Origin of the sequence: Streptomyces sp. NPDC058663 (assembly GCF_042716745.1) — a bacterium.
GTDB lineage: Bacteria > Actinomycetota > Actinomycetes > Streptomycetales > Streptomycetaceae > Streptomyces.
The window spans coordinates 19,085-32,232 of sequence record NZ_JBHXRV010000053.1; the positions used below are offsets into that span (position 1 = coordinate 19,085).

Sequence of the window (13,148 nt, forward strand, 5' to 3'; positions counted from 1 at the left end):
CACCACGAGCGAGGGGGCCGCATGCGGTACATCATCATCGGCGCGGGAGCGGTCGGCGGCGTGATCGGCGGACGGCTCGCCGAGAGCGGGCACGACGTGGTGCTCGTGGCACGGGGCACGCATCTCGCGGCGCTGCGCGACACCGGGCTGCGGCTCACCACCGCCGAGGGCACGCGCACCCTCCGCATCCCCTGTGCGGCCGGCCCCAAGGATGTGGACCTGCGCCCCGGCGACGTACTCGTGCTGGCGGTCAAGACCCAGGACAGCATCGCCGCCCTCGACGCGTGGAGCGGCCGGCCCGTCGCCGGCGGCGGCACCGCGGACGCCCTGCTGCCCGTGGTCTGCGCACAGAACGGCGTGGAGAACGAGCGCCTCGCCCTGCGCCGCTTCCGCCGGGTGTACGCGATGTGCGTCTACCTCCCGGCCACCTTCCTCGAAGCCGGGGCGGTGTCGGCGGCAGGCGCCCCGCTGACCGGCATCCTGCACCTGGGGCGCTTTCCCGGAGGTGTCGACGACACGGCCGCGGCGATGGCCGCCGACCTGGAGAAGTCCGGCTTCCTGGCCCCGGTGGTGCCGGACGCGATGCGCTGGAAGTACGCCAAGCTGCTGAGCAACACCGCCAATGCGCTGGGCGCACTGTGCGGCGCCGAGGCACTCGGCGCGCCCACGGGCCGGGACCTGGCCGCCCGTATGGTGGCGGAGGGCCGGGCGGTCCTCGCGGCGGCGGGCATCGCGGTGGCCGGTGCCGCCGAGCAGAGCGCGGTCAGGGACGGCAAGGTCACCATGGCCGATCCGGCGACCGGGGGAGCGGGCGCGGGCTCGTCCTGGCAGAGCCTGGCGCGTGGCACAGGCAGCATCGAGACCGACCACTTGAACGGCGAGATCGTGCTGCTCGGCGGACTGCACGGGGTGCCCACCCCGGTCAACGACGTACTGCGGCGGCTGGCGAACGAGTTCGCGCGGGAGCGACGGGCCGCGGGCTCGATGCCCGTCGGGGAAGTGGCCGCCCACGTGGCGGCGGAAGTCGCCCGCCGGGACGCGGAGTAGAGGCGCGCGCCCTACGCGGCAACCACCGCTGTCCGGGCCTGCGACTCCTCGTACCGCAACGCGACCAGCTCGGCGAGCTCCTCGCAGTCGCCCAGCACGTCCGCGAGGACGTCGGCCGCCACCGCGCCCCGGGCGATCCGGTCCGGCAGTCGGCCGGGGGCCAGGACGTACGGGGCGACGGCCACCCGCCGTACCCCACTCGCCCGCAGTTCCCGTACGACGTCCTCGGTACGGGGCAGTGCCGCGGAGGCGAACGCAGGCCGCACGGCGCACCAACCGGTGTGCCGCAGCTCCCGCGCGATTTCAGCGATCACTGCGATCGCCTCCGGGTCGGTGGAGCCCGCCGAGGCCAGGACGACCCCGGTCGCGCTCTTGTCGGCGGGCCGCAGCCCGGCCTCGTACAGCCGCCGCTCCACGGCGGACAGCAGCAGGCCGGACGGGCCCAGGACACCCGCGCGCACGACGCGCAGGCGGGGGTGGCGGACCGACACCTCGCGCAGCACGGCGGGGATGTCGGCCTTGGCGTGGAAGGCACGGGTGAGCAGGAGCGGGAGGGCGACCACCTCGCGCACGCCCTGGGCCACGAGCCGGTCCAGGACAGCGGGCACGGACTCCGTGTCGAAGTCCAGGAACGACACCTCCACCCGCGTCCCCGGCCGCGCCACCCGCACCCGCGCCGCCAGCGCCCGTACCGTCGCCGCGTGACGCGGGTCGCGGCTGCCGTGGGCGATCAGCAGCAGCGCCGGCGGGGTGGGGCCCAGGGGCAGGGTGCGGTACACGGGCGGTCAGCTCCTGACGAGGAGGCCGCGGCTGCGCAGCACGCGACGCTCCAGGGGGGAGAAGAACAGCAGGTCGATGCCGATGCCGACGATCAGGATGAGGATGATCGTGGCGAGGACGCCGGACATGTCGCTGTAGGTGCGGAAGTTCTCCATCAGCTGGCCCAGGCCGGTGCCGAGGTCCGGCGAGCTGGCGATCAGTTCGGCCGCCATGAGGGAGCGCCAGGAGAAGGCCCAGCCCTGCTTGAGACCCGCCAGGTAACCGGGCAGCGCGGCCGGGAGGAGGACGTGGCGGACGGCATTGAGGCCGCTCGCGCCCAGGGTGCGCCCCGCCCGCAGGTACAGCGGCGGGATCTGGTCCACGCCCGCCACCAGGCCGTTGGCGATCGACGGCACGGCGCCCAGCAGGACAACGGCGTAGATCGTCGTGTTGGTGAGACCGAACCAGATGATCGCGGCCGGCACCCAGGCGACGGAGGGCAGGGACTGGAGCCCTGACAGGATCGGGCCGATTGCCGCCCTGACCGGCTTCACCCTGGCCACCAGCAGCCCCAGCGGGGTGCCGATGGCGACGGAGACGGCGAAGCCCAGCGCGCCGCGCGAGATGCTGGTCCAGATGTAGCCGAGGAGGGTGCCGTCGAGCCACATCGCCTCGACGGACTTCCACACGTCCAGCGGGCCCGGCAGGACGTAGTCGGGCTTGAGGTCGAAGGCCGCCGCGAGCTGCCAGAGGGTGAGGACGATCGTCACCGCGACCAGCGGCGGGACCACCTTGGCGAGGAGGATCCGGCCGAGCGGCGCGCGCTCGCTGGTACGGGTCTCGAGGGCGTCCAGGCCCGCTTCGAGTCCCGCCAGGTCGGAGCCCTTGGCGGTGCTCCCCGCCGGGCCGGCCGGGTCGGCCGCCGCGTGCGCCCCCGGCGAGGCGTCGGTGTCAGTGCTGGCCATGTCGGCGGATCTCCCCACGGAGTTGTTCGGTGATCTCGACGGACAGATCGGCCACCGCGGAATCCTCGATCCGGCGCGGCTGCGGAATGCCGACCCGCCACTCGCGGGCGATCCGCCCCGGCCGCGAGGACAGCAGCACGACCCGCTCCGCCAGCCGCACCGCCTCGCGCACGTTGTGGGTGACGAAGAGGACGGACACCGAGGTCTCGGCCCAGATCCGGGTCAGCTCCTCGTGCAGCACGTCCCGGGTGATGGCGTCCAGCGCGGCGAACGGCTCGTCCATCAGCAGCAGCTGACTGTCCTGGGCGAGAGCGCGGGCGAGCGCCACACGCTGCCGCATGCCGCCCGACAGCTCGTGCACCCGCTTGCCGTACGCGCCCTTGAGCCGTACGAGTTCCAGCAGCCGTTCGGCCTCGGGGCGGCGCTCCGTCTTGGCGACGCCCCGCAGCTTCAGCGCGAGTTCGATGTTCTTGCCCGCGGTCAGCCACGGGAACAGGGCGTGCTCCTGGAACATCAGCGCCGGCCGGCCGCCGGGCACGTCGATGGCTCCCTTGGACGGCCGGTCGAGCCCGGCGACCAGGTTGAGCAGCGTGGACTTGCCGCAGCCGGACGCCCCCAGGAGGGTCACGAACTCGCCGGGCGCGACATCGATGCTGATGTCGTCCAGGACGAGCTGCTGACCCGGGCCCGGCCGGCCGAACGACTTCGAGACATGGTCGATGCGCGCGGCGTACGACGCCGGGCGCGCGGCCGTCCCGTCCGCGACCGGAGCGGCGCCGTCGGCGGTGTTCTGCTTGACGAGTGCGGTGGCCATGGGTCTCACCTCCAAGGGGGCGTATCAGATGGGCTTGACAGCGGCGCGGGAGCGGCTACTTGACGCCGAGGCCGGCGTCCGCGACGGTCTGTCCGCCCGCCGCCTTGAGGACCTTGTTCAACGGCCGCAGGTCGTAGATGCCCTCCAGCAGCGGGTCCTTGAGCAGCCCGGTGCCTACCGCGTGCTCGGCCGAGTCCCGCAGACTCACGGCCAGCGGGTCGTCGATGACCTCGACGTTCTTGAAGGCGGGGTCCAGGACCTTCGCGGGCAGCTCCTTGCCGGAGTCCTTCTTCAGCCGGGCGTTGATGCTGGCCTTCGCCTTCTCGGGGTTCGCCTTGATCCACGCGTTGGTCTTCACCGAGGCGCGCAGCAGGGCCTCGGCGACGTCCGGGTGCTGGCCGAGGAAGTTCTGCGAGGCGATCACGTTGGTGATGACGAACTTGCCGCCCTTCCACAGCGACCGCTCGTCCAGCAGTACCTTCGCGCCGTCCGCGACGAGCTTGGAGGCGGTCGGCTCGGGCACCCAGGCGCCGTCGACGGCACCGGACTTGAAGGAGTTCGGGATCTCCTTGTTGTCCTGGCGCAGCACCGTCACGTCACCCTTGCCGGTGGTGGCGTCCACCGTGAGCTTCCGCCCGGCCAGGTAGTGCAGGAGCGCGACGTCCTGGGTGTTGCCGAGCTGCGGGGTGGCCAGGCGCTTGCCCTTGAGGTCGTCCAGGGTCTTGATCCGGTCCCCGTTGACGACGAGGGAGACGCCGCCGGAGGCGGAGCCCGAGATGATCCGCAGGTTCTGGCCCTTGGACTTGGTGTAGCCGTTGATGGAGGGGGAGGGGCCGATCCAGCCGACGTCGATGGCCTTGGCGTTCAGCGCCTCGATCTCGGAGGGGCCGGCGTTGAAGACCTGCGACTTGATCTTCGTGCCGCCCAGCTCCTTCTGGAAGAAGCCCTCCTGGAGGCCGACCAGAGCGGTGGCGTGGGTGACGTTGGCGAAGTAGCCGATGCGCACCTCGTCGAGGCCGCCGATCTTCTCGCCCTTGGCGACAGGAGCGGCCTTGTCCTCGGACTTGGCCTGGGAGCCGTAACCGCAGGCGCCGAGCACGCCGATCAGCAGGGGCAGTGCGACGGCGGCGGCCAGGGGCCGGAACAGGGTGGGGCGGAGGGCAGACATGGTGGGAATTCCTCGGGTCTTCGTCCGGAAACGCGGAAGGAGGTGCGGAAACAGGTGGAGCGGGCGCTGAGGGCGTACGTCAACGCACACATCGCCCGACGCCGCCCTGCCCGCTGCCGAGGGTGCCGCTGCCGATCCGGCCGCCCTCCTTCGCGAAGGACGCGTACACATCGAGGAACGTCATGTCAGAAGTCCCAGCCCTCGTCGTCCGCGGCCGGGGCGGGCGCGACGGCGGCGGCCGCGAAGGACTCGCCCGCCATGCCGGCGGCGAGCGTCGTGCCGTCGGCCGGGTCGATCAGGAGGAAGGAGCCGGTGCGCCGCGAGTCCTTGTACGCGTCCAGCGCGAGCGGCTCCGCGGTGCGCACCACGACCCGCCCGATGTCATTGGCCACGAGCTGCCCGGGCGCCGGGTGCTGGGAGAGGTCGTCCAGAGTCAGCCGGGACGGGATCTCCTTGACGATCGCCTTGACGGTGCGGGTGGTGTGCTTGAGCAGCACGCGCTGACCCACCGACAGCGGCTGGTCGGCGACGTGGCAGACGGTCGCCGTCACGTCCTTGGTCGGCGCGGGGGCGTCCTGGGCCGGCGCGATCAGGTCGCCGCGCGAGACGTCGATGTCGTCGGCGAGGCGCAGGGTCACCGACTGCGGCGCCCAGGCGATGTCGACCGCCTCACCGAGCGCGTCGATGCCCTCGATGGTGCTGGTACGGCCCGAGGGCAGCACGGTCACCTGCTCGCCGACCCGGAACGCGCCGGCCGCGATCTGGCCCGCGTAGCCCCGGTAGTCGGGGTGCTCGGCGGACTGCGGCCGGATCACGTACTGGACGGGAAAGCGTGCGTGGCAGGCGGTCAGGTCGTGGGCGACCGGGACCGTCTCCAGGTGCTCCAGGACGGTCGGCCCGCCGTACCAGTCCATGTGCGCGGACGGGTCGACGACGTTGTCCCCGGCGAGCGCCGAGATCGGGATCGCGGTGATCTCGGGTACGCCCAACTCGCTGGCGTAGGCGGTGAATTCCTTCGCGATGGCGGCGAACACCGGTTCCGCGTAGTCGACCAGGTCCATCTTGTTCACGGCCAGCACCACGTGCGGGACGCGCAGCAGGGCGGCGACGGCGGCGTGCCGGCGGGTCTGCTCGACCACTCCGTTGCGGGCGTCGACCAGGACGACGGCCAGCTCCGCCGTCGACGCGCCCGTCACCATGTTCCGGGTGTACTGCACGTGCCCGGGGGTGTCGGCGAGGATGAACCGGCGGCGGGCGGTCGCGAAGTAGCGGTAGGCGACGTCGATGGTGATGCCCTGCTCGCGTTCGGCCCGCAGGCCGTCGGTGAGCAGTGCCAGGTCGGGGGTGTCCTGCCCGCGGTTGCGCGAGGCGTGCGCGACGGCCTCCAGCTGGTCGGTCAGCACCGACTTGGAGTCGTGCAGCAGCCGCCCGACCAGGGTGGACTTGCCGTCGTCGACGGACCCGGCGGTCGCGAAACGCAGCAGGGTGGTGGTACTCAACTGCTCGGAAACAGTGGTCATGGCTAGAAGTACCCCTCGCGCTTGCGGTCTTCCATCGCGGCTTCGGACATCTTGTCGTCGGCCCGCGTCGCACCCCGCTCGGTGAGGCGGGACGCGGCGATCTCGGCGATGACGGCGTCCAGCGTGGTGGCGTCGGAGTCGACGGCTCCGGTGCAGGACATGTCGCCGACGGTGCGGTAGCGGATCAGCCGGGTCTGGACCATCTCCGACTCCTTGGGGCCGCCCCACTCGCCCGCGGTGAGCCACATTCCGTTGCGGGCGAACACCTCGCGCTCGTGCGCGTAGTAGATGTCCGGGAGTTCGATCTTCTCGCGGGCAATGTACTGCCAGACGTCCAGCTCGGTCCAGTTCGACAGCGGGAACACCCGTACGTGCTCGCCGGGGGCGTGGCGGCCGTTGTAGAGCTGCCACAGCTCGGGGCGCTGGCGGCGCGGATCCCACTGCGAGAACTCGTCCCGCAGGCTGAACACCCGTTCCTTGGCACGGGCCTTCTCCTCGTCGCGGCGTCCGCCGCCGAAGACCGCGTCGAACCGCTCCGCCTGGATCTTCTCCGTCAACGGCAGCGTCTGCAGCGGGTTGCGCGTCCCGTCGGGCCGCTCGCGCAGCACTCCCCGGTCGATGTAGTCCTGCACGGAGGCGACGTGCAGCCGCAGCCCGTGCCGTGCGACGGCCCGGTCCCGGTACTCCAGGACCTCGGGGAAGTTGTGCCCGGTGTCGACGTGCAGCAGCGAGAAGGGCACCGCGGCGGGCGCGAACGCCTTCAGCGCCAGGTGCAGCATGACGATCGAGTCCTTGCCGCCGGAGAAGAGGATCACCGGCCGTTCGAACTCACCCGCCACCTCGCGGAAGATGTGCACCGCCTCGGACTCCAGCGAGTCCAGGTGGCTGAGCGCGAAAGGGCTGCCGAGCCCCTCGGCAGTGCCGGTCTTGGCCGTCATGCCAGACCCCTTTCGGTGAGCAGCGCGTACAGGGCCGCGGCGGACTCCTGCACGGACTGGGTGTGCGACTCGATGCGCAGGTCCGGATCGGCGGGCGCCTCGTAGGGGTCGTCCACCCCGGTCAGCCCCGAGATCTCGCCGGCCGCCTGCTTGGCGTACAGGCCCTTCACATCCCGTACGGAGCACACCTCGACCGGCGTCGCGACGTGCACCTCCAGGTACGCGGTGCCCTGTGACTGGTGCCGCTTGCGGACCGCCTCGCGGCTGTCGGCGTACGGGGCGATGACCGGCGCGAGCGCCAGCACCCCGTTACGGGCCAGGAGTTCGGCCACGTAACCGATGCGCTGGACGTTGGTGTGCCGGTCCTCGCGGGTGAAACCGAGCCCGGCGGAGAGGAACTCGCGGATCTCGTCGCCGTCCAGCACCTCCACCCGGCGTCCTTCGGCACGAAGCTTCTCGGCGAGGGCGTAGGCGATCGTGGTCTTGCCCGCGCTGGGCAGGCCGGTGAGCCAGACGGTGGCTCCGGTCATCTCTGGTGTCCCCAAACTTCTCTGACTGCCCGTCATCAGTGCAGTCCGCACTCGGTCTTGTTGCGCCCGGCCCAGCGCCCGGCGCGCGCGTCCTCGCCCTCCAGGACCCGGCGGGTGCACGGGGCGCAGCCGACGGACGGATAGCCGTCCATCAGGAGGGGATTGGTGAGGACGCCGTGCTCGGCCACGTACGCCTCGACGTCGTCCTGCGTCCAGCGGGCGATCGGCGAGACCTTGACCTTGCGGCGCCTGTCGTCCCAGCCGACGACCGGGGTGTTCGCCCGGGTCGGCGACTCGTCCCTGCGCAGTCCAGTCGCCCACGCGTCGTACGCGCGCAGCCCGTCCTCGAGGGGTTTGACCTTGCGCAGCGCGCAGCACAGGTCGGGGTCGCGGTCGTGCAGCCCGGGGCCGTACTCGGCGTCCTGCTCGGCGACGGTCTGCCGGGGGGTGAGGGTGATGACGTTGACGTCCATCACCGCGTGCACGGCGTCACGGGTGCCGATGGTCTCCTCGAAGTGGTAGCCGGTGTCGAGGAACACCACGTCGACGCCGGGGAAGGCGCGGGAGGCCAGGTGCGCGACGACCGCGTCCTCCATGGAGGAGGTCACGCAGAACCGGCTGCCGAAGGTGTCGGCCGCCCACTTCAGGATGTCGAGCGGGGACGCGTCCTCGAGGTCGCGCCCCGCCTGCTCGGCGAGAGCGCGCAGGTCTTCCTGAACGGCCGTCATATCCCTTTCCCTTCCGTGCTGGTGTTCTCCGTCGTGCCGGTCCTCGCAACACCCCTGGACAGCAGTCCCAGGTACTTCAGCTGGAACGCCCGGTTGCAGGCGCGGCACTCCCAGGCGCCGTGCCCGGCCTCGTGCGGCCTGAGGTCCTCGTCGCCGCAGTACGGGCAGTGGAACGGGGCCGCTCGCTCGCTCACGACAGGTCCCCGTCCGCCGCGCGCGTCACCCAGGTCGCGAAGCGCTCGCCGTCCTCACGCTGCTCCTGGAAGCGGGTCAGGACCCGCTCCACGTAGTCGGGCAGCTCGGCCGAAGTGACCTTCAGGCCGCGGACCTTGCGGCCGAAGCCGGCCTCCAGGCCGAGCGCGCCGCCCAGGTGCACCTGGAAGCCCTCCACCTGGTTGCCCTCGGCGTCCAGCATCAGCTGGCCCTTGAGGCCGATGTCCGCCACCTGGATGCGGGCGCAGGCGTTCGGGCAGCCGTTGATGTTGATGGTGATCGGCTCGTCGAACTGCGGGATGCGGCGCTCCAGTTCGTCGATCAGGGAGGCGCCCCGCGCCTTCGTCTCGACGATCGCCAGCTTGCAGAACTCGATGCCGGTGCAGGCCATCGTGCCGCGCCGGAAGGGCGAGGGGGTGACGCGCAGATCCAGCGACTCCAGGCCGGAGACCAGCGACTCGACCTGCTCCTCGGCCACGTCGAGCACGATCATCTTCTGCTCGGCGGTGGTGCGCAGCCGGCCCGAGCCGTGTGCGTCGGCGAGCTCCGCGATCTTGGTCAGGGTCGATCCGTCGACGCGGCCGACCCGCGGGGCGAAGCCGACGTAGAAGCGGCCGTCCTGCTGCCGGTGCACCCCGAGGTGGTCGCGCCAGGTCCCGGCGGGCTGCCGCAGGGCGGGACCGTCGGCCAGCTCGCGCTTCAGGTACTCGTCCTGGAGCACCTGCCGGAACTTCTCCGGGCCCCAGTCGGCGACCAGGAACTTCAGCCGGGCGCGGTTGCGCAGCCGCCGGTAGCCGTAGTCGCGGAAGATGCCGATGACACCGCCGTACACGTCCGGCACGTCCTCCAGCGCCACCCAGGCCCCCAGCCGCACGCCCAGCTTGGGGTTGGTGGAGAGGCCGCCGCCGACCCACAGGTCGAAGCCGGGTCCGTGCTCGGGGTGCTCGACGCCGACGAAGGCGATGTCGTTGATCTCGTGCGCGACGTCCAGCTGCGGGGAGCCGGAGACCGCGGACTTGAACTTGCGCGGCAGGTTGGAGAACTCCGGGTTGCCGATGAACCGGCGGTAGATCTCCTCGATGGCGGGGGTGCCGTCGATGATCTCGTCCACCGCGATCCCCGCGACGGGCGAGCCGAGGATGACGCGCGGGGTGTCGCCGCAGGCCTCGGTCGTGGACAGCCCGACGGCCTCCAGCCGCCGCCAGATCTCCGGCACGTCCTCGATGCGGATCCAGTGGTACTGCACGTTCTGCCGGTCGGTGAGGTCGGCGGTGCCGCGCGCGAACTCCTGCGAGATCTCGCCGATGACCCGCAGCTGTTCGGTGGTCAGCCTGCCGCCGTCGATCCGTACCCGCAGCATGAAGTACTCGTCGTCCAGCTCCTCCGGCTCCAGGACCGCGGTCTTGCCGCCGTCGATGCCGGGCTTGCGCTGGGTGTACAGCCCCCACCAGCGCATGCGTCCGCGCAGGTCATTGGGGTCGATGGAGTCGAATCCTCGCTTCGAGTAGATCGTCTCAATGCGTGTCCGCACGTTGAGACCGTCGTCGTCCTTCTTGAACTGCTCGTTGCCGTTGAGGGGCGTGTGGTGCCCTACGGCCCACTGGCCTTCACCGCGGTGGCGTCCGGCCTTGCGGCGGGCGGTGGCAGCAGCACCCGCGGCGGGCTTCTCTGGGGTGGCAGGCATGGCATACGTCCTTCGGGGGTGCGAGCGATCTGAACGGAACTCGCGGGCAGGCGGCTCTGACCTGCACACTCGCGCAAAACGGGCGCGGCGGTGCGCAGATGCTCAAGACGGGGCGGAGCTGGTGGAAACCGGGGAAAGTGCGGCAGTGCTGGGCTGTCAGCAGGCCGGACAGATGGCGCTGGACATGCGGCCGAGGTCGACGTGACGTCGACTCACCAAGGCAACTCCAGCTGAAGACATGACGGAAGCGTGGCACGGGCATCTCGGGCCAGTCCACCATTGTCCACGATGTGGACGACACTGTCCCGCAGTGTGAGACAGTGTGTCCCCGGTCACGTCTGGGCAATGCGACTTCAAGGGGTAAAGCGGGAGAAAAGGGTGGGTCAGCCGTGGGCGCCCGGCCAGGGGCCCGGGGAGGCGACGTCGGGTTCGCTCTCCACCTTCGTGTCGTAGAGCCGGAAGCCGCGCTTGAGGTAGTTGTCCATGGCGTGCGGACCGTCCTTGGAGCAGGTGTGCAGCCAGACCCGCTCGGTCGGGGTGCGGTCCGGGTGGCGCGCGGCCAGGTCCCAGGCGCGCTCGATCCCGTAGGAAAGGAGGTACCCGCCGATGCGCCGGCCCCGGAAGGCCGGAATCAGCCCGAAGTAGACGATCTCGACCGCACCCCCGTCCTGGGCCTCCAGCTCGACGTACCCGGCCGGGGTGCCCCGGTCGTACGCCACCCACGTCTCGGCGCCCGGCCGGTCCACCACCTCCTGCCACTGCCCGTACGGCCAGGGCAGCCGGTCGGTCCAGCGGATGTCGCCGCCGACGGCGGTGTACAGGAACCGGCTGAACTCGGGGGAGGGCACCTCGGCGCGGACGATCCGCAGGTCGTCACCGGGCGGCGGCGGGACGGGGGAGTGGTCGGTGGGGGCGGTCTGCTCCAGCGACCAGGTGGTCACGGTGATGTCGCGGCTGTTCATGGCGCCCAGGGAACCACGGCACCCGACGCCGTCGTACGGGCAGGGGCGCGCGGAGCCCTCGTACGACACGGCCGCCCGGACATCCCTTCCGGGGCACGGCCGGCCCGGACGCCCCTCGTACGGGGCGGCCGGACACCGCCCTCGTACCGACGGCTCGCCCCGGGTCAGATCTCCACCCGCGCCCGCTCCACCACCGCCCCCAGGTCCAGGCTCGCCGGGAGAGTGCCGAAGGCCGCGCCCCAGTCGCCGCCCAGCCGGGAAGCACAGAAGGCGTCCGCCACCTCCGGAGGTGCCCACCGCACCAGCAGTGACCCCTGCAACACCAGTGCCATCCGCTCCACCAGACGTCGGGCCCGGCCCTCGATGCCGTCCAGGTCCGCCAGCTCCGTCAGCAGGCCCTTGATCGCACCGTCCAGGCGGTGATCGGCGCCCCGGGCCTGTCCGACCTCGGTCAGGAAGGCGTTCAGGGCCATCGGTTCGCGCTGGAGGGCGCGCAGGACGTCCAGCGCCTGCACATTGCCGGACCCCTCCCAGATCGAGTTCAGCGGGGCCTCGCGCAGCAGCCGCGGCATGCCGGACTCCTCGACGTAACCGTTGCCGCCCAGGCATTCCAGGGCTTCGGCCGCCACCGGGGTGCACCGCTTGGTCACCCAGTACTTCGCCGCCGGGACCGCCAGGCGCAGCAGTGCCCGGTCCTGCTCGCTGTCGCTGTCGTACGCCGCCGCCAGCCGGAGCGCGAGGGCGGTGGCCGCCTCCGACTCCAGGGCGAGGTCGGCCAGCACGTTGCGCATCAGCGGCTTGTCGATGAGCTCACCGCCGAAGGCCCTGCGGTGCGCCGCGTGGTGGGTGGCCTGGGCGACCGCCTGCCGCATCAGGGCCGCCGAGCCGAGCACACAGTCCAGGCGGGTCGCCGCCACCATCCCGATGATGGTGCGCACCCCGCGCCCCTCCTCCCCGACCAGCCGTCCCCACGTCTCCTCGAACTCGACCTCGCTGGAGGCGTTCGACCTGTTGCCGAGCTTGTCCTTGAGGCGCTGGATGCGGAAGGTGTTGCGGGTGCCGTCCTCCAGTACGCGCGGCACCAGGAAGCAGCTCAGCCCGCCGGGCGCCTGCGCCAGCACCAGGAACCCGTCGCTCATCGGCGCCGAACAGAACCACTTGTGCCCGGTCAGGACGTACTCCCCGGCGGCCCCGCCGTCGATCGGCAGCGCCTCGGTCGTATTCGCCCGTACGTCGCTGCCGCCCTGCTTCTCCGTCATGCCCATGCCGAACAGGGCGCCCGGCTTCGCCACCGCGGGCAGCAGCTCCTGCCCGTACACCGACGAGGTCAGCCGCGGCTCCCAGAAGGCGGCCAGCGACGGGTCGGCCCGCAGCGCGGGCACGGCGGCGTGCGTCATCGACACCGGGCAGCCGTGCCCGCCCTCCGCCTGCGTCCACACCAGGAATCCGGCCGCCCGCCGCACGTGTCCGGCAGGCCGCCCCCAGGCGTTCGTCAGCCCGGCCGACACCGCGTGCCCCAGCAGCCGGTGCCAGGACGGGTGGAACTCGACCTCGTCGATGCGGTTGCCGTACCGGTCGTGGGTGTGCAGCTTCGGCGGGTTCTCGTTCGCCTGCGCCCCCCACTCCTGCGCCTGCGCGGACCCGGCGGCCTTCCCGAGCGTCGACAGTTCGCCGCACACCTCGTCCAGGACCGCGGCGTCGGTGTGCCGTTCGACGGCCTCGTGAAGGGCCCGGTCCGCGCCGAAGACGTCGTACCCCACCAGGGGCGGGGGCTGATTGGTCACTGTGTGGGTGGTGGCTGCCATGCGGCTACGGTAAGG

General features: G+C 71.6%; 14 protein-coding genes. 1 reads left to right on the forward strand and 13 read right to left on the reverse strand.

The features are described 5' to 3' along the window. The first annotated feature begins 21 nt into the window (after nt 1–21). Nucleotides 22–1,047: a ketopantoate reductase family protein gene (locus tag ACFWVV_RS31000; protein WP_384356300.1), complete on the forward strand. Its 1,026-nt coding sequence runs from the start codon at nt 22–24 to the stop codon at nt 1,045–1,047. Between the two features lie 11 nt (nt 1,048–1,058). Here the strand turns inward: ACFWVV_RS31000 and ACFWVV_RS31005 are convergent, their stop codons facing one another. From ACFWVV_RS31005 to ACFWVV_RS31065, 13 genes are all read right to left on the reverse strand, one after another. Continuing rightward, on the reverse strand, nt 1,059–1,826 hold the full coding sequence (locus ACFWVV_RS31005; RefSeq protein WP_384356297.1) for a sirohydrochlorin chelatase: 768 nt from the start codon (nt 1,824–1,826) through the stop codon (nt 1,059–1,061). Between the two features lie 6 nt (nt 1,827–1,832). Continuing rightward, nucleotides 1,833–2,771, reverse strand: a complete 939-nt coding sequence (locus ACFWVV_RS31010; protein WP_384356294.1) for an ABC transporter permease — start codon at nt 2,769–2,771, stop codon at nt 1,833–1,835. Then, entirely contained in the window at nt 2,758–3,585 is an 828-nt protein-coding gene (locus tag ACFWVV_RS31015; protein WP_384356292.1) for an ABC transporter ATP-binding protein, read from the reverse strand. Before ACFWVV_RS31015 ends, ACFWVV_RS31010 begins: the two co-directional genes overlap by 14 nt. A gap of 55 nt (nt 3,586–3,640) precedes the next feature. Then, nucleotides 3,641–4,753, reverse strand: coding sequence for an aliphatic sulfonate ABC transporter substrate-binding protein (locus tag ACFWVV_RS31020; protein ID WP_384356289.1), 1,113 nt, complete (start codon nt 4,751–4,753; stop codon nt 3,641–3,643). 185 nt (nt 4,754–4,938) lie between these two features. Continuing rightward, the gene (locus ACFWVV_RS31025) at nt 4,939–6,273 is read right to left on the reverse strand and encodes a sulfate adenylyltransferase subunit 1 (RefSeq protein ID WP_384356287.1); all 1,335 of its coding nucleotides are present in this window, start codon (nt 6,271–6,273) and stop codon (nt 4,939–4,941) included. A 2-nt stretch (nt 6,274–6,275) separates the two neighbouring features. Next, complete coding sequence (gene cysD / locus ACFWVV_RS31030) at nt 6,276–7,211, reverse strand: sulfate adenylyltransferase subunit CysD (RefSeq protein ID WP_384356284.1); 936 nt, start codon at nt 7,209–7,211, stop codon at nt 6,276–6,278. Continuing rightward, nucleotides 7,208–7,741: an adenylyl-sulfate kinase gene (cysC, locus tag ACFWVV_RS31035; RefSeq protein ID WP_384356282.1), complete on the reverse strand. Its 534-nt coding sequence runs from the start codon at nt 7,739–7,741 to the stop codon at nt 7,208–7,210. Before cysC ends, cysD begins: the two co-directional genes overlap by 4 nt. 35 nt (nt 7,742–7,776) lie before the next feature. Continuing rightward, entirely contained in the window at nt 7,777–8,469 is a 693-nt protein-coding gene (locus tag ACFWVV_RS31040; RefSeq protein ID WP_384356280.1) for a phosphoadenylyl-sulfate reductase, read from the reverse strand. Further along, entirely contained in the window at nt 8,466–8,663 is a 198-nt protein-coding gene (locus ACFWVV_RS31045) for a hypothetical protein (protein ID WP_384356278.1), read from the reverse strand. The genes ACFWVV_RS31040 and ACFWVV_RS31045 overlap by 4 nt, the downstream gene beginning before the upstream one ends. After that, the gene (locus ACFWVV_RS31050) at nt 8,660–10,366 is read right to left on the reverse strand and encodes a nitrite/sulfite reductase (protein WP_384356276.1); all 1,707 of its coding nucleotides are present in this window, start codon (nt 10,364–10,366) and stop codon (nt 8,660–8,662) included. Before ACFWVV_RS31050 ends, ACFWVV_RS31045 begins: the two co-directional genes overlap by 4 nt. Nucleotides 10,367–10,522: 156 nt before the next feature. Next, nucleotides 10,523–10,606: a putative leader peptide gene (locus ACFWVV_RS31055; RefSeq protein WP_373312475.1), complete on the reverse strand. Its 84-nt coding sequence runs from the start codon at nt 10,604–10,606 to the stop codon at nt 10,523–10,525. A 143-nt stretch (nt 10,607–10,749) separates the two neighbouring features. Continuing rightward, nucleotides 10,750–11,328 (reverse strand): GNAT family N-acetyltransferase, encoded by a 579-nt coding sequence (locus tag ACFWVV_RS31060; RefSeq protein WP_384356274.1) that lies wholly within the window; start codon nt 11,326–11,328, stop codon nt 10,750–10,752. 164 nt (nt 11,329–11,492) lie between these two features. After that, nucleotides 11,493–13,133: an acyl-CoA dehydrogenase family protein gene (locus tag ACFWVV_RS31065; protein WP_384356272.1), complete on the reverse strand. Its 1,641-nt coding sequence runs from the start codon at nt 13,131–13,133 to the stop codon at nt 11,493–11,495. Nucleotides 13,134–13,148 lie beyond the last annotated feature (15 nt).